This is a genomic window from Enterococcus sulfureus ATCC 49903, from assembly GCF_000407605.1.
In the GTDB taxonomy this organism is placed as follows: Bacteria; Bacillota; Bacilli; order Lactobacillales; family Enterococcaceae; genus Enterococcus_G; species Enterococcus_G sulfureus.
Genome location: NZ_ASWO01000001.1, coordinates 551,617 through 574,206, shown reverse-complemented (window position 1 = coordinate 574,206; position 22,590 = coordinate 551,617). Strand labels below are relative to the sequence as shown.

25 protein-coding genes are annotated in these 22,590 nt (G+C 35.6%); 18 read left to right on the top strand and 7 right to left on the bottom strand.

Features of this window, described 5'->3' with window-relative positions; translation table 11 throughout:
- Window positions 1–5: 5 nt before the first annotated feature.
- A complete protein-coding gene (locus tag I573_RS02605; RefSeq protein WP_016185024.1) occupies window positions 6–698 on the top strand; it encodes a response regulator transcription factor in 693 nt (230 codons plus the stop codon).
- A 411-nt stretch (window positions 699–1,109) separates the two neighbouring features.
- Here the strand turns inward: I573_RS02605 and I573_RS02600 are convergent, their stop codons facing one another.
- The 4 genes from I573_RS02600 to I573_RS02585 form a co-directional block, all read right to left on the bottom strand.
- The gene (locus I573_RS02600; RefSeq protein ID WP_016185023.1) at window positions 1,110–2,156 is read right to left on the bottom strand and encodes a zinc-binding dehydrogenase; all 1,047 of its coding nucleotides are present in this window, start codon (window positions 2,154–2,156) and stop codon (window positions 1,110–1,112) included.
- A gap of 162 nt (window positions 2,157–2,318) precedes the next feature.
- Complete coding sequence (locus I573_RS02595; RefSeq protein WP_016185022.1) at window positions 2,319–3,182, bottom strand: aldo/keto reductase; 864 nt, start codon at window positions 3,180–3,182, stop codon at window positions 2,319–2,321.
- On the bottom strand, window positions 3,160–3,615 hold the full coding sequence (locus I573_RS02590) for a MerR family transcriptional regulator (protein ID WP_016185021.1): 456 nt from the start codon (window positions 3,613–3,615) through the stop codon (window positions 3,160–3,162). Before I573_RS02590 ends, I573_RS02595 begins: the two co-directional genes overlap by 23 nt.
- The gene (locus I573_RS02585) at window positions 3,615–4,208 is read right to left on the bottom strand and encodes a histidine phosphatase family protein (protein WP_016185020.1); all 594 of its coding nucleotides are present in this window, start codon (window positions 4,206–4,208) and stop codon (window positions 3,615–3,617) included. Before I573_RS02585 ends, I573_RS02590 begins: the two co-directional genes overlap by 1 nt.
- Before the next feature lie 130 nt (window positions 4,209–4,338).
- Here I573_RS02585 and I573_RS02580 point away from each other — a divergent pair, with 130 nt between their 5' ends.
- The gene (locus I573_RS02580; RefSeq protein WP_016185019.1) at window positions 4,339–4,668 is read left to right on the top strand and encodes a winged helix-turn-helix transcriptional regulator; all 330 of its coding nucleotides are present in this window, start codon (window positions 4,339–4,341) and stop codon (window positions 4,666–4,668) included.
- A 77-nt stretch (window positions 4,669–4,745) separates the two neighbouring features.
- Complete coding sequence (locus tag I573_RS02575; RefSeq protein ID WP_016185018.1) at window positions 4,746–5,345, top strand: hypothetical protein; 600 nt, start codon at window positions 4,746–4,748, stop codon at window positions 5,343–5,345.
- 55 nt (window positions 5,346–5,400) lie between these two features.
- Here the strand turns inward: I573_RS02575 and I573_RS02570 are convergent, their stop codons facing one another.
- Both I573_RS02570 and I573_RS02565 read right to left on the bottom strand, forming a co-directional pair.
- Window positions 5,401–6,822, bottom strand: a complete 1,422-nt coding sequence (locus I573_RS02570; protein ID WP_016185017.1) for a glycoside hydrolase family 1 protein — start codon at window positions 6,820–6,822, stop codon at window positions 5,401–5,403.
- A gap of 23 nt (window positions 6,823–6,845) precedes the next feature.
- Window positions 6,846–8,756 (bottom strand): beta-glucoside-specific PTS transporter subunit IIABC, encoded by a 1,911-nt coding sequence (locus I573_RS02565; RefSeq protein ID WP_016185016.1) that lies wholly within the window; start codon window positions 8,754–8,756, stop codon window positions 6,846–6,848.
- 446 nt (window positions 8,757–9,202) lie between these two features.
- Here I573_RS02565 and I573_RS02560 point away from each other — a divergent pair, with 446 nt between their 5' ends.
- The 15 genes from I573_RS02560 to I573_RS02495 all read left to right on the top strand — a co-directional run bounded on the left by I573_RS02560 (window position 9,203) and on the right by I573_RS02495 (window position 21,469).
- Window positions 9,203–9,538, top strand: coding sequence for a PTS sugar transporter subunit IIA (locus tag I573_RS02560; protein ID WP_016185015.1), 336 nt, complete (start codon window positions 9,203–9,205; stop codon window positions 9,536–9,538).
- Complete coding sequence (locus tag I573_RS02555; protein ID WP_016185014.1) at window positions 9,531–10,922, top strand: glycoside hydrolase family 1 protein; 1,392 nt, start codon at window positions 9,531–9,533, stop codon at window positions 10,920–10,922. The genes I573_RS02560 and I573_RS02555 overlap by 8 nt, the downstream gene beginning before the upstream one ends.
- A gap of 15 nt (window positions 10,923–10,937) precedes the next feature.
- Window positions 10,938–11,228: a PTS sugar transporter subunit IIB gene (locus tag I573_RS02550; protein ID WP_016185013.1), complete on the top strand. Its 291-nt coding sequence runs from the start codon at window positions 10,938–10,940 to the stop codon at window positions 11,226–11,228.
- Window positions 11,229–11,232: 4 nt separating this feature from the next.
- Window positions 11,233–12,525, top strand: a complete 1,293-nt coding sequence (locus I573_RS02545) for a PTS sugar transporter subunit IIC (RefSeq protein WP_016185012.1) — start codon at window positions 11,233–11,235, stop codon at window positions 12,523–12,525.
- 75 nt (window positions 12,526–12,600) lie between these two features.
- The gene (locus I573_RS02540; protein WP_016185011.1) at window positions 12,601–14,475 is read left to right on the top strand and encodes a BglG family transcription antiterminator; all 1,875 of its coding nucleotides are present in this window, start codon (window positions 12,601–12,603) and stop codon (window positions 14,473–14,475) included.
- Between the two features lie 270 nt (window positions 14,476–14,745).
- The gene (locus I573_RS11490) at window positions 14,746–14,916 is read left to right on the top strand and encodes a hypothetical protein (RefSeq protein ID WP_016185010.1); all 171 of its coding nucleotides are present in this window, start codon (window positions 14,746–14,748) and stop codon (window positions 14,914–14,916) included.
- Window positions 14,917–15,012: 96 nt separating this feature from the next.
- Window positions 15,013–15,822 (top strand): hypothetical protein, encoded by an 810-nt coding sequence (locus I573_RS02535; protein WP_016185009.1) that lies wholly within the window; start codon window positions 15,013–15,015, stop codon window positions 15,820–15,822.
- Window positions 15,823–15,932: 110 nt separating this feature from the next.
- Window positions 15,933–16,451 carry a VOC family protein gene (locus I573_RS02530; protein ID WP_016185008.1) on the top strand — a complete coding sequence of 173 codons (519 nt, stop codon included), beginning with the start codon at window positions 15,933–15,935 and terminating at the stop codon, window positions 16,449–16,451.
- Between the two features lie 88 nt (window positions 16,452–16,539).
- A complete protein-coding gene (locus I573_RS02525) occupies window positions 16,540–17,352 on the top strand; it encodes a hypothetical protein (RefSeq protein ID WP_016185007.1) in 813 nt (270 codons plus the stop codon).
- 97 nt (window positions 17,353–17,449) lie between these two features.
- On the top strand, window positions 17,450–17,971 hold the full coding sequence (locus tag I573_RS02520) for a YehS family protein (RefSeq protein WP_016185006.1): 522 nt from the start codon (window positions 17,450–17,452) through the stop codon (window positions 17,969–17,971).
- Window positions 17,972–18,084: 113 nt separating this feature from the next.
- Window positions 18,085–18,951 (top strand): VOC family protein, encoded by an 867-nt coding sequence (locus I573_RS02515; RefSeq protein WP_016185005.1) that lies wholly within the window; start codon window positions 18,085–18,087, stop codon window positions 18,949–18,951.
- 76 nt (window positions 18,952–19,027) lie between these two features.
- Complete coding sequence (locus tag I573_RS02510) at window positions 19,028–19,348, top strand: hypothetical protein (protein ID WP_016185004.1); 321 nt, start codon at window positions 19,028–19,030, stop codon at window positions 19,346–19,348.
- Between the two features lie 91 nt (window positions 19,349–19,439).
- On the top strand, window positions 19,440–19,634 hold the full coding sequence (locus tag I573_RS02505; protein WP_016185003.1) for a hypothetical protein: 195 nt from the start codon (window positions 19,440–19,442) through the stop codon (window positions 19,632–19,634).
- A gap of 122 nt (window positions 19,635–19,756) precedes the next feature.
- Window positions 19,757–20,029: a hypothetical protein gene (locus I573_RS02500; protein ID WP_016185002.1), complete on the top strand. Its 273-nt coding sequence runs from the start codon at window positions 19,757–19,759 to the stop codon at window positions 20,027–20,029.
- A gap of 240 nt (window positions 20,030–20,269) precedes the next feature.
- On the top strand, window positions 20,270–21,469 hold the full coding sequence (locus tag I573_RS02495) for a carbohydrate-binding domain-containing protein (protein ID WP_016185001.1): 1,200 nt from the start codon (window positions 20,270–20,272) through the stop codon (window positions 21,467–21,469).
- Between the two features lie 67 nt (window positions 21,470–21,536).
- Here I573_RS02495 and I573_RS02490 read toward each other — a convergent pair whose 3' ends face one another.
- Window positions 21,537–22,445 carry a magnesium transporter CorA family protein gene (locus I573_RS02490; RefSeq protein WP_016185000.1) on the bottom strand — a complete coding sequence of 303 codons (909 nt, stop codon included), beginning with the start codon at window positions 22,443–22,445 and terminating at the stop codon, window positions 21,537–21,539.
- Window positions 22,446–22,590 lie beyond the last annotated feature (145 nt).

Genomic DNA, 22,590 nt, shown 5'->3' with positions numbered 1-22,590 from the left:
AGTAGATGAAGTATTCGATTTTATTAGTAGAAGACGATCCAAAAATCGTTTCATTTATGGAAGTCGTTTTAATGCAAGAAAACTACCAACTTTACACCGCGACAAGTGCTTCAGATGCTCTAGTTATGTTTCAGACACAGACTATCGACTTGGTTTTATTGGATCTAGGCCTACCTGATATCGATGGAATCGACTTGTTAAAAATTATCCGTAGACAAATGGATCTACCTGTTTTGATTCTTTCTGCGCGAAATAATGAACTGGAAAAAGTGAAAGTACTCGATTTAGGTGCAGATGATTATGTAACCAAACCATTTGGAACACAAGAATTGCTTGCGCGAATCCGCATGGCATTCAGACGACAAATTCGTAGACCAGAAATGTTACAAAGTATCGAAAATCGAGATCTTTGCATTGATTTTGATAAAAAGCTAGTGTACAAGAACCATCAAGAAATTCACTTAACAAAAAATGAATACCGTATTCTTGAAGTCATGTTCTTGAATATTGGGAAAATCGTAAATTATCAAACGTTATTGACGAGTGTCTGGGGGCCATATGCGGACGATCAAAAAACACTACGAGTCAATATGTCGAATATCCGTAAAAAAATCGAAGGACAAACGCTAAAACCAGAATATCTATTAACGGAAATTGGTGTGGGCTATCGATTGCATGACTATCGTTACGAAGGCTAAGCTAAAAACTGAGAAAGTATACTACGATTTTTAGTGGGAAATTGCTAAATGATGTTCCTACTAGTTCTTATGATACATATAAAAAAATCTTTTTCAAAAAGTGCGACACAAGACTAGTTTCGTTATCAGACAGCGTAAGGAGTGACTTGTGGATTTACAAATAAATACGGCATATCCTATTTATTTGCGGTGACCGATTTTTTTTAAAGTTTTGGCATTTACTAAAAAAAGTTACTGTTTCTAAAAAACATCTTTAGAAACAGTAATTAAAATCTTAGATAATAATCAACAAAAAATTAATCAGAATGATCCACTTCAAATTGATCTGTATAAATAAATAGAATTATGTTCAGAAACGTTGGATGCAAGAGATGGCTTTTTAGAAACTTATGTTACAGTAACATTTTTATTTTATTCAGCCACAACGAGCATTGATTTGATTGTTTTACGTTCTTGCATGTCTAGATAAGCTTGATTGATATCTGACAACGCATAGGTTTGGGTAAAGACTTTTCCTGGGTTGATGTCGCCATCTAAGACTGCTTTAAGTAAAAATTGCTTATCATAAGTCGTTACTGAAGCCGATCCGCCTGCAATAGCGATATTTTGAGCAAAAGTCGATCCAATCGGACGGTTATCATAATGCGGGACACCGACATACCCAATTCGTCCGCCATTATGCAGTACTCCAATCGCTTGGTCGATTGCAGCTTGCGTCCCGACACATTCTAATGCGGCATCGGCACCTCCACCTAATAGTTCACGTACTTTTTGAATACCTTCTTCGCCACGTTGTGCAACGATAGCAGTTGCGCCGAATTCTTGTGCCAATTGTTGACGATCTTCATGACGACTCATCAAAACGATTTGGGAAGCTCCTCGCATTTTCGCTGCAATAACTGCACACTGTCCGACTGCTCCATCTCCAATAACAACGACTTTATCACCAGGCTTCACTTCTGCACAACGCGCCGCATGATAGCCTGTCGGCATCACGTCAGCTAATGTTAACAATGATTTGATCATTCCTTCTGTATAATCAGCAGGTTGCCCAGGAATTTTAATCAGCGCCCAATTAGCATAATGAAAGCGAATATATTCTGATTGGAATCCATGAGACCAATTGCTCGCACCTTGATGACGATCACATGTCCCATCAAAACCAGCACGACAGGCAGCGCATTCTCCACAACCATGAGTAAACGGTACGATCACAAAATCACCGGGTTTGACTGTAGTGATCGCAGATCCAATCTCTTCCACGATACCCAATGCTTCATGCCCCGAGTTTTCAGAATGTGCTTCTTTATTATCCCCATGTGCATATGACCATAGATCAGATCCACATACACAGGCACGCACTACCTTTATAATCACATCATCTTCAGCTTGTAATCGTGGTTTCTCCACATCATATACTTCCATTTTTCCTGCTTCTTCAAAAATTGCTGTTTTCATCTATAGTCCTCCTAATTTTTGTTTATGATAATAAAATATAGTATTTTTCTATCATAGATTTTTTGAATCTATTTTTTATCCTTCTTTTATTGTATATATCTTGAATGTAGTATAAATAGAATCTCTAATTGTTTAGCTTGATTTACACTAGAAATTAAAAAATCACTTCACATTCAACATACGTTTCATAAAGGCTTCGACTTGCTTAGGTGCATCATGATCAAAGAACGCGGATTCATTTTGATTTAATTTCGTGATTGTTTCCATATCTTCTTTTGACAATTCAAAATCAAAAATCGCAAAGTTTTCTGCCATCCGTTCAGGTCGCACAGATTTAGCGAGTGCGACAAGATTGCGTTGCATCAACCAACGAAGCACGACTTGGCCAACTGTTTTATCATACTTTTTACCGATGTTTGCTAGCGTAGGATTGGTAAATAAGTCATGACGACCTTCTGCAAAAGGAGCCCAAGCTTCAAGTTGCACGTCGTATTTTTCATGCCACTCTTGATCTTCGATACGTTGGTACCAAGGATTGATCTCGATCTGATTGACTTGAGGTTTGACATCGACTAGACTTGAAAATTCAATCATTTTTGCCGATTTGAAGTTAGAAACACCGATCGCACGTACGACTCCCGCTTTTTGTGCACTGACCATAGCACGCCATGCACCATAGATGTCACCATAAGGTTGGTGTATCAAATATAAATCGATATAGTCTAACCCTAATCGTTCAAGCGATTGTGCAATCGTTTTTTTCGCCCCAGCTTCAGAAGCTTGTAAAATAAAGAGTTTAGTCGTAACAAATAAATCTTTACGCGTAACTAATCCTTCTGAGATTGCGCGTTTGATTCCTTCACCGGTCTGCACCTCGTTTCCATAAATATCTGCGGTATCGATCAAGCGATAACCGATTTTGATTGCTTGATACACTGCTTCTGCTGTTTCTGCTTGCGGGATTTGATAGACTCCAAATCCTAATTTTGGCATGATGACACCATTATTCAATGTGATGGTTTCCATATTTGTTTCCTCCTTTAAAAGATTGTTCCCATAATTTTTCGACAGTATCTGGTGTTCGAGTACCTGCTTTAAATTGCGCAATATGTTCGTCATAGGTATTGATTTTATAGGTCAATAGGTCGCGAACTTGTGCTAATTCTTGAATAGTTGTGTCTAATTCTTCTAGCTGATCGATTAAGATCTGCTTTTGTGCTGCTTCGATCGGTTCTATTCCTCTTAGTTGAGCAAGATGGGCAAATTCAATCAAAGACTCAACAGAAATGCCGGCATTTCGTAAACTTTTGGCTAAGTAAATCCAGTTTAAATCATTGGTTTGATAGTCTCTATAGCCACTTTCATTACGTGTAACTGGTGGAATGACACCGACTCGTTCATAGTAACGCAGTGTATCTGGCGTTAAGTCAAAAAGTTCAGCGGCTTTTTTGATATTCATCATACTTCCTCCAAGTGACTAAAATCGTGATTGATGATCTCAAGCAGTTCGAATTCTTTTTCATCTTCATCGTACTCAAATTTTAAGATACAGCAGTTGCCAATACGACTTTTTTGTTCAACCAGACTTTTATGTTCCCAAGCACGCATGAATTGACGACAGGCTGCACCGTGTGAAACGATCAAAATAGAATCAGCCTGTGCTTGCGATAAAATATCGGATACAGTATTTGCCACTCGTGTGCGAAAGTCTAACTCTTTTTCTCCGCCATATGCAGCAAAGAAATCTCCATAAGGTAATTTAGGATTTAGATATTCATGTTCTGCTTCAAACGTACCAAAGTTCCATTCTTTTAATCCTTTGATACGTGTGTAAGGAGCGTCAGTTACTAGCTCTAAGGTATCACATGCACGTTCGGAAGTGGAGGAGTAAGCCTCCTTAAATACGATTCCTTGTGTCTCAAAATACTTTTTAGCAATCAATGCTTGTTGCTGACCTTTTGAGGTTAGCGGGGAGTCGCACCAACCTTGGATTTTCTTTTGTTGATTAAATAAAGTTTCGCCATGGCGCATTAGATAGAGGGTCTTTTTCATAATAATTCTCCTTTACTTAATTGATAGACTTATTGTAAACCTTGGAGTGGGCTTCAAGGCAAGAGGAAATTATTCTTTATCCAAATTATTTGTTATATACTTAATTTAACAATAACTTGGAGGTAGTACGATGATTACAAAAGAGAACATGCCAGCATGTGACGTCGCGACAACAGTTCAATTAATCGGCAGTAAATGGAAAACTTTGATTATTCGAGATCTAATGACTGGATCAAAACGTAATGCAGAATTAAAGCGTTCATTAGAAGGCATCTCACAAAAAATTCTCACACAGAGTCTAAATTCAATGATCAGTGACGGTTTAGTTGAACGTATCGATTTTCAGGAAAATCCTCCACATGTAGAGTATCGATTGACGAATTTAGGAAAGTCTTTACTTCCAGTAATCGAAGAAATGCGTAAATGGGGAGCGATTTATAAAGTAGCTATCAAAGAATAGTTACTTTTTTGTGCCTACTTTTCATACTACGAAAAATTTAGTATGCTTTTTGTATTAGAAGGTGGGGAGTGTTTAGAATGGATATTCATAAAATGAATTTTAAACCAGTAAATGTAAAATATGAAAAAATATTTTTAGAAGATGACTCGGTATTAGTTGTAACTAAAGCTAAAAAATTAATGGAATTCGATGAAAATACATATACGAAATTGATTGATAAAGAATTTCATAACGGTACGATCGAAGTCCAAGTGCGTAGTCGTTTATTAGCTGATGCTCCAGATTTTGCTCGTGGTTTTATTGGATTAGCTTTCCGAATCGATGAAAAAGATTCAGCATTTGAATCATTCTACATTCGACCAACAAATGGATACAGTGAAGATCTTGTTAGAAGACAACGAGCATTCCAATACTTTTCATATCCTAATTATACATTTGATTATTTTAGAGAAAAGGGGATTACTAAATACGAAGGTGCAGCAGCGATTGATCTTGATGAATGGATTGACTTAAAAGCGGTAATTCAAGGGACCCAAGGAGAATTTTATATTAATGACAAACATGTATTAACTGTGAAAGACTTAAAACTTGGAGATAGTAAAGGTGCAGTAGGTTTATTTGTTGATATCGGCACACAAGGATATTTTAAAGAGTTGAAGATTTCTTATTTAGATTAAGTAAAAAAAATACTCCAAATTTTCTGATTTGAAGAAAAATTTGGAGTATTCGTATTTATAACTCAGTTCCATTACTTTCAATGACTTTTTTATACCAGTAAAATGATTTCTTTGGATAGCGAGCGAGCGTACCGTTGCCTTCGTCATCGCGATCGACATAGATAAATCCATATCGTTTACTCATTTCACCAGTTCCCGCGCTGATCAGATCGATGCAACCCCAAGGCGTATAGCCAATCAGCTCCACACCATCGTCAAGCGCTTTTTGCATTTCGATAATATGTTGTCTAAAATAATCGATACGATAATCATCATCGATCGTGTGGTCATCGTTTAATTCATCAAAGGCACCTAAGCCATTTTCTACAACCATTAGTGGGACTTCATAGCGTGAATACAATTGATTTAACGTAAAACGTAGACCAATCGGGTCGATCTGCCAACCCCAGTCACTGGTTTCAAGATACTCATTGGCAACTCCACCAAAGAGATTCCCACCTGATTTATCTTCACGATTGTCGATATCAGCGGCAATACAAGTACTCATATAGTAGCTAAATGTGTAATAGTCGACCGTACCTGCTTTTAACAAAGCCTTGTCTTCTTCTGTGATTTCAAAATCGATACCATGATCTTTAAAATATTGCTTCATATAGTAAGGATATTTTCCTTTAACTTGGACATCGCCACAGAAAAAGTTCAATTTATCATTCATTTGTTGGGTTTTTAAGACATCAGCAGGCTTACAAGTCTTAGGATACATCGTGATATAAGCTAGCATACAACCGATTTTAAAGTCTGGATTGATGTTATGGCCAGCGATCACTGCTCTAGCAGAAGCTAAAAAGACATTGTGGAGTGCTTGGTATTGTTCAGTTTCTGTATACTCACGGTTAAATAAACCATTGATTCGAAGACCGTGGGGAAGGGTACCAAAATTGATCTCATTAAAGGTCAACCAGTATTTTACTTTATGTTGGTAACGAGTAAATAGAGTAGTGGCATAACGCTCGTAAAAGTCAATGACGCGTTTGTCTAAAAAGCCATCGTATGTTTTTCCAAGGTGGAAGGGAAGTTCAAAATGCGAGATCGTCACAAGTGGCTCGATGCCATATTTTAAACATTCATCAAAGACATCATCGTAAAATTTTAGTCCAGCTTCATTCGGTGTGTCTTCATCGCCATTTGGAAAAATTCGGGTCCAATTGACGGACATTCGGTACGTTTTATAGCCCATTTCGGCAAATAATGCGATATCTTCTTTGTAATGATGGTAAAAATCGATGGCGGTATGACTTGGGTAATAGTACTGATCGGTATCGATCTCTAGATCAAAGACACGACGACCAGAAGCCGTGCGACTTCCCGCACGGCTATGATCACTGATCGAAGGACCTTTCCCATCGACATCCCAAGCACCTTCACATTGGTTGGCAGCAGTCGCGCCACCCCATAAGAAATTTGTTGGAAAGCTCATAAGAATCTCCTTTTCAATTTGATTTAACGAATCGTCGTCATCAACACTTCGTTGTGTTTTGCAGTTTTACTTGATGTTGGAATGATATCAGAAAAATCTGGTGTATTTGTAATAATGATTGGAACTTGTGTACAGTAGCCAGCTTTTTCGATTTCTTCAATATCAAAGTGGATCAATTTTTGACCTTTTTTCACAGTATCGCCTTGTTTTACAAAAGCTGTAAATCCTTTACCTTCCATTTGAACAGTATCTAAACCAATGTGGATCAAGACTTCGACACCAGAATCTGAAATCAAGCCGATCGCATGATTCGTTGGGAAAATCGTCATCACATTTCCGTCAAATGGAGCGAATACATCGCCATCAGTAGGGTCGATGACTACACCTGAACCAAGTAGACCTTCAGCAAACACAGCATCTTTTGCTTCACTTAATGGTAATACAGTTCCTTCAACAGGAACGATAATTTCTTCTTTTGCTACAACTGGAGCGTTTGTATTGTTGATTGTTTTACCTGTTGCCATAGCTTTTGCTTCTTCTTTAGATAAAGCAATTGTTGGTGCATCATCTTTAAAGCCGATGACATAAGCTAAAGCGAAACCTGCAGCAAGTGCTGCGATATCTAAAATGATTGAGTAGATTGCATATTTGATGTCGCCGTCTGGAGAAATGTTAGAGGTGTAACGGAAGATTCCTAAACCACCCATTTGATATGCTTGGATACCTAGACCCATTGCGATACCACCAGTCACACCACCAACGATACATGAAGCCCAGAAAGGACGTTTTTTCGGTAACGTAATTCCGTAAATCGCAGGTTCAGTTACCCCGAATAGACCTGAGATAAAAGCTGGAATAGATAATTCACGTAATTTCGCATTTTGTGTTTTGATCATGATTGCTAAAACAGCACCTGTTTGCGCAAAACTTACGCTACCTGAAGGCACTAGTAAAGCAGTAGGAGTACCACTAGATAAGGCAATGATAGCAAACGGTACGATCGCCCAGTGTAAACCAAACATTACGAGTACTTGCCAACCAAAACCTAAAACCACACCATAAACGATTGGACTGAAGCCTTGGATTGCAATCAATGCATTTCCTAAACCGTCAGATGCAATATTCATTACTGGACCAATTGCTAAGAATGTTAAAGGAATCGTAATAATAGCGACAATAAATGGTACCAAGAATAATTTCACAACATCTGGAATCACTTTACGCAATTGCTTTTCTAAAATCGCTGCAAAGGCAGTAGAAGCGATGATCGGCATTACAGTTGAGCCATAACCTGCTGGTGGAATTGAAAATGGAATGCCAAAGAAGTTTAAGCCACCAGTATCCGCAAATGTAGCAGTAGCTGAACCGTCTAAAAATCCAGGGTAAATCAAACTTGCGGCAATCATCATTCCAACGAATGGCGAACCACCGAATTTTTTCATTGCAGTATATCCAATAAAGAATGGCAAGAACATAAATAGGCCATCGCCCATTGCGTTTAAAATAGCGTAAGTCGATGTTAATTTAAAATCAGCACCCATTAAGAAAACAGTAATAGCTGCGACCCCTTTTAACATACCGGCTGCAGATAATGGTGCTAAGATCGGTTGGAAAATTGAAGAAATCATATCAACGAATTGATCAAATAGATTTCCTTTTGGACCTGTATCTGTTGTAGGTTCTAATGTTCCTAACACAGCGTCGACATCTTTACGCACGTCTGGCACATGGTTTCCGATAACCACTTGATATTGACCACCAGCTTGCATAACTGTTACAACGCCATCCATATTTTTTAATACTTCAGTGTTGGCTTTACTTTCATCTTTTAATTTGAAACGTAGGCGAGTAATACAATTTGTTAAGGAATTGACATTTTCTTTACCGCCGACTTCTCTGACAATATTTTTTGCTAACTCTTCATACTTTCCCATGTTTGAAACCTCCAAATTCATTTTTATTTAAAGATGGTCAACCCATTGAACTTCTCCCGTCCAAGGAAGTAAAGTAAACTCCTTTCATGTTATCTTTCGGATAAAATGACACAAAAAAGACCTAAACAAATAAACTCGGATGGAGTTTCGTTTGTTTAGGTCTAGCTTAACTGAATAATCACTATCCTCTTGGTTGCCTTTATAATAGCGCATACATTTTAATATGTCAACGCTTTCATGAATAAAAAATCAAAATTATTTTACCTTTATATTTTTAATCTTGGTGTTTAATGCTTAGTTAAACTGTTATGTAATTTTTTTAATCATCAGTATAGTGTAAAAAATAAAATCAATTTTTACCATTTTATAAGTGGCAAAAATTGATTTTATTCGTTTCATACTTCTCGATATAGTATGAGTATATTACAGAAAAGAGAGGCTTAGTTATGGAAGATATTATTGAGACAGAGTTGGATTCGATGGCTATTATTTTACATGCAGGAAATGCTAAAAGTTCTGCATATGAAGCATTAGTCGAAGCAAAACAATTAAAATTTGAAAATTTCGCACTACAATATTCTGAAGCGAAAAAAGAACTAAATTTGGCACATCGAGCGCATGCTGAATTGTTAAGGAAATTGTCCGCAGCAGATAAAATGAAAGAAGTAGATTTATTATTAGTTCATGCAGAAGGTCATTTATCATCTACAGCATTTGCAGTTGATATGATAGGAGAATTATGTGAAATTTATCAATGGAAAGGGAGTATTATAAATGGATAATCATTTTTTATGGGGTGGAGCTACGGCATCATACCAATGTGAAGGTGCATGGAATGTAGATGAAAAAGCAGAATCAATGTGGGACCATTATCTTCATCAGGAAAATTTAGAAAATGGAGATGTGGCAAGCGATCATTATCATCGCTATGAAGAAGATATTCGTATGATGAGCGAAGGTGGACAAAATACGTATCGATTTTCTTTATCTTGGCCAAGAATTATTAAAAATAAAGAAGGAGAGATTAATCTAAAAGGAATTGAATTTTATACTAAAATATTGGATACTTGTAAGAAATTCAATATTGAACCTTTTGTTACTTTATACCATTGGGATCTTCCACAATATTGGGAAGAAATCGGTGGCTGGTTAAACCATGATGTATGTGTAGCATTCGCACAATATGCAAAAGTTTGTTTTGAATATTTTGGCGATAAAATTTCATTGTGGACAACATTTAATGAACCGAAATGGTTTGTGGTAAATGGATATAAAATTGGAAATTATCCACCAGGATATCAAGATACTGCAAAAACGATGCAAGCAGCATACAACGTAATGTATGCGAATTCATTAGCAATTGAAGTATTCAGAGAGGGTAATTACTCAGGAGAGATTGGAATTGTTCATAGCTATACTCCAGTCAATGGTGTAGATGATAGTATTGAAACAAAAATTGCTATGCGTTATGCTGACAACTATTGTAATAATTGGATTTTAGATACAGCAGCTTTAGGGGAGTTTCCGATTGATTTGATTGCTTATCTGTCCAAATCATATGATATTAGTTTTATGAAACCTGAGGAACTTAGAAAAATTAAACAATATACAGTGGACTTTATTGGTTTAAATTATTATTCTCGAACGTTAGTTAAATCATATACTGAAGGTGAAACACAATTACAATTTAATCACTCCGGCAAAAAAGGAGAAAGCAAAGTTTTAATAAAAAATTGGTTTGAACAGGTTAAAGATCCTTCTAATGAAACAACAGAATGGGATACCGAGATTTACCCTAAAGGACTTCAAGATGGTTTAGTAGAAGCATACAAGCGATATAAATTACCATTATATGTAACAGAAAATGGAATTGGCGTAAGAGAAGATGTTTCTGTGGATCAAATAAATGATGAATATAGAATTTCATTCATGAACGATCATATTAATGCGATTTTCAATGCTATTGATTTAGGATGCGATGTTCGTGGATATTATGTGTGGTCGCCATTTGATTTATATTCTTGGAAAAATGGTGTCGAAAAAAGATATGGTTTAGTAGCAGTAGATTTTGTAGACAATCAAGTTCGTAAACCAAAAGCTTCTTATTATTGGTTTAAAAAAATGATTGAAACCAATGGCGCATTGATTAAACGAAAAAGTTATTAAAAGGGAGAGATAGAGATGAAAAAAGTAATGTTAATTTGTAATGCGGGTATGTCAACGGGGATTCTTGCTAAAAAAATAGAAGCAGCATCAAATAATTCTTTGAAAGTTAGTGCTTATAGTGAATCAGAGTATGTAGACTATCTATCGGATATTGATTTAGTTTTAGTAGGTCCTCAAATTCGTTTTTTAATGCCACAAATAAAACAGGCAATTTCAGTTCCAGTACATGCTATTTCACCAGTAAAATATGGAATGATGGATGGAAAGGCTGTTTTTGAAGATATTCAAAAACTGATTGAGGTATAATGAAATGGGATTTGATACATTTAGCGATAAAATGGACCAATACATTTCTCCTTTAGCCAATAAACTAAGTCAACAGCGACATTTAAAAGCAACGAGAGATGCCTTTATGTCTATGTTACCCATTACTCTTTTTGGTTCGATACCAATTATTTTGAAAGCGGCACCAGTGACTGAAGACACTAAGAATAGCTTTTTGCTCGCATGGGGACGCTTTGCTGAAAAAAATGATTTTATCTTAAACTGGATTAGCGGAATTACACTTAGTGCAATGTCTCTATATATTTGTATTGGAATTACGTATTATTTATGTAGACACTATAAAGAAGATATTTTACGACCATTAATGATTTCAATCGCTGGATTTTTAATGTTATGTTTAGATCCTTTGAAATTAGGATGGGATGGAAAACAAGTCGATATTGGATTTCTAGATGGTAGAGGTATTTTACTTTCTATTTTTGTAGCAATCATTACAGTAGAAGGATATCATTGGATGCGCAAAAAAAATATTGGAAGAATTAGTATGCCGGATAGCGTACCAGCTTCTTTATCTGAAACATTTGCAGCTTTGGTTCCTGGAATTATTCTAATGTCGATTTTTTCTGTATTGTTCATCATTTTCCATACACTGGATACAACATTTGTAGAATTTATTTACAATACAATGGCACCTAGTTTCAAGGCAGCAGATAGTTTACCATTTACGATCATTAGTATCTTTTTGATTCATTTATTTTGGTTTTTTGGAATTCACGATGCTGCTCTAGCGGGTATTTTAGGACCAATACGCGATGGTAATTTATCGATCAATGCTGCTGAAAAAGTTTCAGGGCAAGAATTAACGAATATTTTTACGACACCTTTTTGGACATATTTTGTTATTATTGGAGGTTCTGGATCAGTTTTAGCTCTTGCTTTTTTGATGATGCGTTCTAAATCTAAACAATTGAGAACAGTAGGGAAAGTTGGATTTCTGCCTTCTATTTTTGGTATTTCGGAGCCCTTGATTTTTGGAACGCCATTGATGTTAAATCCTATTTTCTTTATCCCATTCATTTTTACGTCAGTATTTAATGGAATTGTTACTTATTTGTCGATGTCTTCTGGATTAGTCGGTAAAACATTTGCAGTATTCTCATGGCAAATGCCAGCCCCTATAGGAGCATTTTTATCAACCATGGATTGGCGTTCTGTTATCTTAGTTACAGTATTGATTTTCTTAGATGGACTAATGTACTATCCATTTTTGAAAGTTTATGAGAAAAATCTAGTGAAATTAGAGAAAGAATATGAATAGTATTTTTAATTATAACCATATTGAATTTTAGTAAAATAATTATGTTTAATTTTTGTAGAAAGGCTGTATGTGATTATGACTATTTCTAAAAGACAGCAACTCTTAATCGAACGGTTGAGAGAAAAAAATATGCTAACTGCTAATTCTTTAGCACAATTTTTAGGTGTTTCTTCTAAGACTGTTCGGAATGATATTTGCCAAATTAATCAAGAGTATAAAGAAAAAGTCATAAGATCTAAAGCTGGAAAAGGATATTTTGTATCAGATAATTTTTTGATAACTAAAAAAAATACAAATAAAATAAAAAATGAAAGCTTAGTTTTTGAAGTATTAAAATGTATAGTCGATAATGAAGAAAATGATTTTTTTGAATTAGCTGATCGTTTTTATATTAGTGAGTCGACACTTACTCGAATTTTGAATGAAATAAATACAGTTATTGCAGATAAAAACGAGTATTTTTGTATCATCAGAAAGAAAAATAATTTGCTTATAGAAGCAAAAGAAGAAGAAAAACGACAGATATTTAATCTATTCCTTAGTAAAGAAGTAGAAACATATCGTTTAGATTTAAAAAAATATGCAGATTATTTTGATTTTTGTGATTTAAATGACTTATCTGACTTAATTCTTGATTATCATAAAAAAATTAATTATTATACGAATGATTTTGCTACGGTATCTTTTATTTTGCATATTGCTATATTGCTGGATCGAACAAGTAATGGTAGTTATATTAAACATTTGAAAAAAGATGTATCTGATGATAAAAGTAACGAACTAGCAAAAAAATTAGCCTTCCTTTTAGAAAATGAATTTTCTATTCAAATACCAAAAGAAGAAATCGACTATATTTCACAATTATATTCTAAAAAAATTACGCCCATAGTTATTAATAATCATGATAATTTTGAATCTGTAGTAGATGATTTATTAGTTTATATAAAACTATCATTTGGTATCGATTTTTCTAAAGATCAAAAAATGAGAACATACTTACTAAATCATTTAACATTACTTTACCAGCGAGCTAACTCTAAACAATTTTTGTCTAATCCATTAACTGAAGAATTAAAAAATAAATTTCCTTTTATTTATAATGTCAGTGTTTTTGCTTCTGCTTGGATTCAAAATCGGTTAAAAATTGTATTTCCTGATGCTGAAATCGCCTATATAGCCTTACACTTTTTATCGGCTTCTGAAACAATTAATCATGGTAAACAGCGTACAATATTATTAGTTTCACCTTATGGAGTAGGAAGCCAACGTTTAGTAAGTAACCAACTGAAAAAAATTTTAGATTATTCTATAAAAATTATTTTTGCTCCGTCCGTTTTTGATTTACAAGAGGTCATAGAATCCTCGAAGATTGATTTGATATTGACTGCTGAACACTTGGAATTCTCTACAAGTATTCCTATTTATCAGTATTATCTATCTTTAACAAATGAGGATTTAACTAAAATCAAATATTTGTTGGACTCATCTTCAAAAAACAGTAGCATTGCAAAACGATTCTTCAAAAAAGAATTATTTTTTCCTGGAGAAAATTTTAGTACATCAGATGAAGTGATTCATTTTTTGTGTAAAAAACTTATTTCTCATGATTTTTGTAGCGAAAACTATACAGAAAAAGTCCTATCTAGGGAAAAATTATCTGGAACTTCTTATGGGAACTACTATGCTATTCCTCATGCGATTCAACGATGTGCTAAAAAAAATGCAATCGCTGTTTGTTCTTTAAAGAAACCTATAAATTGGAATGGTAAGCGAGTAAAACTGGTTTTGTTATTAGCATTGACTGAAGAAAGAGATAGTTCATTTGAGCTTCTTTTCGAGCAATTAGTTTCAATTTTAAGTGATCAAAATGTAGTTAATCAATTATCGAAAGAAAAAAATTTTTTTGAGTTCCTCTCAATATGCGAATCAAATAGTGCGGTTATCGTATAGGGCAAGTAAATTGAAGTATATAGATGAAAGAAGTTGGTGGTTTTATAAACTCACCAATCTCTTTTTTTGTTCTCTGAATTTGATGATAAAATAAATACATAAGAATAATTAAATTATAAAAACGATCAAAAGATAATACAGTCTTTTGATCGTTTTTATTGTCGCATGAGAAAAAAAGTTTCTTTTGTTATACTAGTTAATGTAGGATACGATAGATCAAAAAATCTACGCCGGGGTATTGAATCCACTTTTATTTACTGGAGGAGTTTTATGGGGAAAAATTGGAATTATCGCTACACAAAATATGTTTGGTTATGTGCGGCAATTTTATTTTTAATCAACTACTTTCGAACTGATCGACAGTCGAACTTGCTCTTTTTTAGTTTATTTATTTTAATGGGGATCGTGAGTATTTATGATACCAAAAAAAATAATGACTAAAGAATTGATTTAATTTAACCAGTAACGACTCGCTTTAATGTAAAAAAATGAGTACACTAAGAGTGTAAGCGATTATAAGATTTGGAGGAAGAAAACATGAAAAAATGGGTATTGGGTTTATCGATTTTAGCAGGGTTATGTATTTCAACACAAGTGCTTGCTGATGAGTCAGTCGCGATGAAACGGGTATACAATCCGAATAGTGGCGAACATTTTTATACTGCCAATGATACTGAATTTTTGCAATTATTGCGCTTAGGTTGGAAAAACGAAGGAATCGGTTGGTATGCACCAACTCAAGGGACTCCGGTCTATCGTTTGTACAATCCGAATAACGGGGATCACCATTACACGCTAAATGGCGCGGAGAAAAATATGCTAGTCAATGTGGGTTGGCGTTATGAAGGAATTGGCTGGAATTCAGATAATGCCAAACAAGTACCATTATATCGTGTGTATAATCCAAATAATAAAGGTGCGGGAAGCCATCATTACACCACTCGTGCAGGTGAACGTCAACAATTAGTTAATGTAGGATGGAAAAATGAAGGAATCGGTTGGTATGGTGTGCAGCCGAGTATCCCTGTAAAAGACCAACAAACGCAATCAATTCTAAATCAAATCCAAGGAACATATTATGCCGATGGAAAAAATACACCTGCCTTTACAATCAATGATGATTATTATATTAATCGGACGACAAATACAAAATTTTTGATTACAAAGATTACAACAGAATCGCTTGGAAATGCAACGCGTTATATGATTTCTTGGGATATCGATGCGTATACGTATATGTACAATCAAATTCCAATTGGTGCTCAACAATTCGTATATGATAGCTATAATGGTGTAGAAGGTACCGGATTGACCTCGTTTAATAATGTTATCTATTTAAGAAAATAAGCAGTTAGACAGACCTACACAATAATGTATTGTGTAGGTCTATTGCATATTATTCGCATCGCATACAAGTATTTTGTAAGCTAAATAATATACAAAAGGAGTGATGAATAGTGAAACACAATACACATGGTATCGATCATATTGGATTAACTGTTCCGGATATTGAAGACGCAACGACATTTTTTATCGAGGCATTTTCAGCAGAAATCGTGTACGATACGTATACAAAAAAAGAGACTCCAAGAACTAGTCATGAAACTACGACACGACTAGGCATCGCGGAAAATATGGCAGAACGAGCGATTCGGATGATCGGATTGCCGAATGGACCACAAATCGAATTATTTGAATTTGAAGGTGGTACACAACGATCAGCGATTACACCAGCAGATTTTGGATGGCAACATGTAGCCTTTTATGTCGATGATATCGATCAAGCAGTTCATGATATAGAACGAGCAGGGGGTAAACGTAATGCTGATCCTATTGAACTGAGTGGTGTCGAAGCAGGGAAAGGGAATTTGTTTTGCTATTGTAAAACACCTTGGGGATCGACGATCGAGTTGATTTCATATCCTACTCCACAACCTTACTTAGAAAAAGCATCACGTAGAAAATGGCCAGTCTAATAAATCATTACCAGTAAATGGTCGCTTTAATATGAAAAAATAAGTATACTAAATGCGTAAACAATTATTGTGTTTGGAGGAAGAAAACATGAAAAAATGGGTATTAGGTTTATCGATTTTAGCAGGGTTATGTATTTCAACACAAGTGTTAGCAGATGAATCGTCAAAAATGTATCGGCTGTATAATCCGAACAGTGGCGAGCATTTTTATACCGCTAGTAATGCTGAACAAAAAAAGTTGATTCAGCTAGGTTGGTATAATGAAGGAATTGGTTGGTATGCACCGAGAGAAGGGATTCCAGTATATCGTCTGTATAATCCTAATAATGGAGACCATCATTATACAATGAGTGCTGCAGAGAAAAATATGCTAACTAATCTAGGTTGGCATTATGAAGGGATTGGTTGGAATTCAGATACGAATAAACAAGTTCCATTATATCGAGTCTACAATCCGAATAATAAAGGTGCTGGCAGTCACCACTATACGACCAAAGTAAACGAGAGCCAAAAACTGATTGACTTAGGATGGAAAAATGAAGGAATCGGTTGGTACGGTGTGCAATCTAGTATCCCAGTCAAAGACGATAAAACCAAGGAACTGATTGAGACGTTTAAGGGCGATTACTATACATCGACCCAAACTACTCCTGAATTTTCAATTGACGACAATTATTTTATTGATCATTCAACTAATAAACGATATTTAATTAAAACATTGACCATTCTACAAGATATTTACCCAAAACTATATATTGTATGGGATGTGGATGCCTTCTCTTATGAATATGGGATACTTCCTCCAGGACCGCAACCTTTTTCATTTGATTTAGTGAAGGCTCTAGGTGAAACGAACTACTCACTTCAAGATAGTAATTGGAATTTATATTCTAGAAGATAAATACGTGCACTCAAAAGAATGAATGTACCGGATTTTTTAGGTCTTCATTTTAGTTTATGGTATAGTAAGGCGTAGAACAATATATTGGAGGATTTTAATGAATAACAATGATTTACTACTTCGTTTGCGCTATGCTTTGGATATTAAAGATGTTGATATCGTAAAGGCATTTGAACTTGGTGGCTTGAGTTTTTCAAAAGAAGAAGTTCGCGAAATGCTGACGAAAGTTCCTAAACCAAGCGAGGAAGAGCAAGAAGAGTTTGGAAAAAACGTTTATGTCAAATCGATCAACAATAAAACGTTGGATGCCTTTTTAAATGGCTTTATTACCTTAAAACGTGGGCTGCCAAAAGACGGGAAAACACCGCCACCAGCACCAAATAGTGAACTACGTCATATGAACAATATTTTATTGAAAAAAGTAAAAATTGCGTTAGCTTTAACTAGTGACAATATGCTGGAGATTTTAGCAGAAGTGGGTGTTTATCCATCAAAAGGTGAAATGGGTGCGATTCTACGTAAAGAAGGACATCGTAACTTCAAACCATGTGGAGATAAATATACGCGTAATTTCTTAAAAGGTTTAGGCATTTGTTACCGTGAAGACTTAAATGCATAATTTAAAAGAAGTCCTATTAGGGCTTCTTTTTTTAGGTTTGTTTATTTGCTTACTTTTTATAAGTTTTGTATAATTTACTTACAAATAGTAATTATAAGAAATGAGGAAAGTACATGACGACATCTATTCCTTTTCAGATAGCTTCAGAAACACATATTGGATTGGTTGCATTAAACGTAGCAGATCTAGAAAACATGACGGATTTTTATACTCAAGTGATTGGGTTGCGTATCTTATCGCAAACGACTACCCAAACGAATTTAGGGGTCCTCGATGCACACCCTTTGTTGGTTTTAAAAAAAATCGATCATCCTTTGCCTTTAACAAAGCGTACAGGATTGTATCATGTAGCCTTTTTAGTTCCCGATCGTGGTGCTTTAGGTGAAGCATTGCGCCATTATTTAACTATCGACGCACCGCTAGTTGGTGCTAGTGATCATGGGTATAGTGAAGCGTTATATTTAACGGATCCAGAAGGAAATGGCATCGAAGTGTACCGTGATAAACCGATGAGTGAATGGGATATTCGTGAAAATGGTGAGATCCATGGAATTACCATCGAGATGGATGCTCAAGGTGTAATAGATGCGGCAACAAAAGAATGGCAAGGGTTTTCTGAAGAAACGATTGTCGGTCATGTTCATTTAAAAGTAGCAGATTTAGAAAAAACGGAGACTTTTTTTACGGATGTACTCGGCTTATCGTTAAAAAGTAATTTTGGCCGCCAAGCGAAATTTTTCGCTGCCGGAACGTATCACCATCATATTGGTTCAAATATTTGGATGGGCGAGCATGTACCAGCGATGCAAGAGCATGATTTGGGCCTTTCGTACTTTTCTTTTCTCGTACCGACTAAACATGAACTTGAGCGTTTACGTACACATCTAATTGAAAAAAATATCCCTTATCAACTTGAAAACATGGCACTGTGGTTAGTTGATCCTAATGGAATTACAATCAAAATCGACGTACAACACTAGTTGTGTTGGAGAAGCTGAAAGTCTTTTGTTCACATGTTATACTTGAGAAAAAAAGTGATCAAAGGAGTTTGTGCGTATGAAACAAGAGGTCATCCAAAATTTAGAACAGTGCTTCCATGCGGAAAAACAATGGTATCAAGATGGATATTATCGTCTTCGTACACTAGATGAACACACAAAAGAACTAGCCTATTTACTATCGGATCCTTGCGGTGGAAGTATTGTGCATCCACAAATCACACTTGAAAAACAAGGCGATGAATTTATTCCCACTAAATTGATCGATCTTCAAACAACGCCAGTTCAAAATATGATACGTGATTTAGAAAATGCGGCCTATTTAGATCAAGCATTGCAAACTTTAGTGGCTAAATTTGAAGAAGCATGCCAACAATAAAACGCGAGTCAATCAAGACTCGTGTTTTTTTAGTTTAGCTTAAGAAAGCTTTAGTAGACTCAAGTCAACATCAACTACTGGAGGGATCGAGATGAATTTTTATGTACTTATGAGTCAATTGAGCACCAATGAAACGTTTATTGCGATGAAACAACTCGTATCGGAACAATACGTTCAAATTAGACAATTTTTGCCAGAACCAGTATATGCAAAATTGATTTTACATACCGTTCAAGATACCTTAGATGTGACGACGTTTGTGCAAGCTGTTCAAACAATGGTCTAATTTGTTGAGCATAATTAAAAAAATCCTGAAAACTTCACTATTTTTCCTTAAATCAACAAAATAATATTCATGTTAGTTTGTTGAAATAAACGTATCAATTTCACAAAAGGAGAGAGAAGTGGATGGAACAAAAACCAGAAGAAACAAAAGAGTCGACAGTAGAAGTTAGCCAGGAAACAGAAGTCAGTCGAACGCGAAGTGCACGTAATAAGATTGCAGAAACCGTTCAAAAAATCACAAAACAAACCTTAGCTGTATCATTTGGAACCTTTCTATTTGGAATGTTAGTCATGTTTAGTATTCTAAATTTTGGTACAAGACATCACGGACATGAAGTTTCTTCAACTCAATATGGCCAAGAGCAAGTCGAACGTTCGAATCAAGGTGACACGTAATCTGAAAGTCCATTTAATCGCAAGTCAAATAATCAAAATCGTTCGAATTCAAACGGAACACAGAATAATTCGGGAGCTACAGATACGATCTTTGGTGCATCTGAACATACATAAAAAATCGTTGAGGATAGTCCTCAACGATTTTTTTATTTTTTTTTGATTCCCTTTAGGTTCATTTAAGGTTCACTTTGTATGCTTCATGTATAGCAAATACAACTTATTTTTTAGGAGGAAGCAATTATGAAAAAATTTAAGAAAATGATTTATGCAGCACTTGCATTAGTCGTTGTGGCGGGTGCAGTACTCTTTAGTCAAATGAACTCAAATGCAGATAGCGAGACTGATCAAACGACCTCAACGTCAACTAAGGCTGTCGCAACAAACACAAATACAACGACTACGACTACGACAAGTACAACTGACGATATTGATTTAGACAATGGTGAAGAAGACATCGATTGGGATAGTTTACCGACAAAAAATGTAACACTGAGTGATGAAACTCTAGAGATTACCGAGGCAGGAACGTATGTCCTAACAGGAACCTCGACTTCTAGTGTCCACATCAATACAGAAGGTAACGTGCGATTGATTTTAGATAATGCGACGATCAAAAGTACAACGGGTGCTGCAATCTATGTCGAACAAGCGGAAAACACTGTGATCGAGTTAAAAGACGGAACGAAAAATACGATCGAAGATGCTGCAACACGAAGTGACGAAACGATTGACGGCGCGATCTATTCTAAAGACGATTTGATTTTTACTGGAACAGGAGAGTTAGCTGTAACGGCTAATTTTGCGGATGGTATCGTGTCTAAAGATGACTTGAAGTTCACTTCTGGAACGTATACGATTACCAGTGAAGATGATGGGATCCGTGGAAAAGATTCTGTATATGTAAAAGATGGTACATTTACGATCGAGGCAAAAGGTGATGGTATCAAAGCAACGAATGATACAGATGAAACAAAAGGCTTTGTCTATATTGAAAATGGCACGTTTACAATCAATAGTGGCGATGATGCGATCCATGGTGAAGAAAAATTAGTCATCGAAAACGGAACGATCGATATTCAATCGAGTATAGAAGGACTAGAAGCGACTTTACTTACGATCAATGGTGGCGATATCAAGATTCAAGCTTCTGATGATGGGATCAATGCTGCAGCTTCAACATTTTCAAATCCATTGATTACGATCAATGATGGAACGATCGATATCACGATGGCAGATGGCGATACAGATGGAATCGATTCAAATGGGGATATTACGGTAAATGGTGGAACGATCACGATTACTGGAAATTCAACTTTTGATTATGATGGAACTGCGACATATAATAGTGGGACGATCATTACCAATGGTGAACAACAAGACGGGATTCCAGAAGCTGAAATGATGGGTGGAGGACCAATGGGTGGTGGCAATCGTCCATAAAGATAAATGAAAAAACGATCTTTCAAGAGATAGCGAATAGATGCTGTCTTTTGAGGATCGTTTTTTTTTAGTTTTTCATAAACTTACGTAAAGCAAATAATAAGATGACGAGTAATACGGTGCTTAAGCCGACAATAATGAGCCAGCCCATTACATTGTGTTCCAAGGGCAGGGGAACATTCATCCCGAAAAATCCGGTGATAATTGTTGGAATCGTCAGTAACACAGAAAGAACGGTCAGGACACGCATCACATCATTTAAGGAGTTATTCAAAATATTATTGTAGGTTCCAGAAAGTTGGTTTAACACTTGTGAAGACAAACTGGCCATCTCGACTAACTGCCTTGCCTCGATAATCGTATCTTCTAGTTCTTCACGTTCGATTTCGTTAAATTTATTGTACATAAAGTGTACGCGTAATTGCTCTAATACTACGGCATCTTGCTTTGCGGCAGAAAATAAGTAGGTATTCCCGATCTCTAAATCGGAAAGTTCCAATAGATTTTTTTTACTCGCTTTTTGACGCAAGCGTTGGTTTACGACTTTCCGTTTGCGTTCGATTCCTTCAATCAAAGGGAAAAATTGATCTGTCAGCATGAACAACACATTGAAGAGGGCTTTATAAAGCGAAATATTTTGATCGTCATACAATACTCGCTCGATTCTTGGAAAGAGGTAACGTGTTTCTTCATTCATCATCGTAAACAATACATTATCTTTGATCAAAAAGGTAATTGGCGTCGTTTCATAGTGGTTGTCTTCTTGAAATTCCTTTGGTACGACGTAGATCAGCAAAAACGTTCCATCTTTACGATTGTACTCAAAATGGGCGCGTTCATTTTCATCCAAGGCATAGTCGATCATTTCTTGTTCGATATGGTATTTTTCATTGAGTTCCGTTAATTCTCGGGGATCTTCCGTGTCGATATTGATCCAGAAATTATCCGTTTTGGCTAAAGGTGTAATAAATTTCATATTTTCTTCCTTTTCATGGCATAAAAGTCTTTTCTTTTAGTATAGAGAACATCGACCCTATCTTGCAACCTTAATGATATAAAGGATAGAATCAATAGACGAATTCCACAAATTTTGGTTAAATAAAGTTAGAAAGATCAGCTGA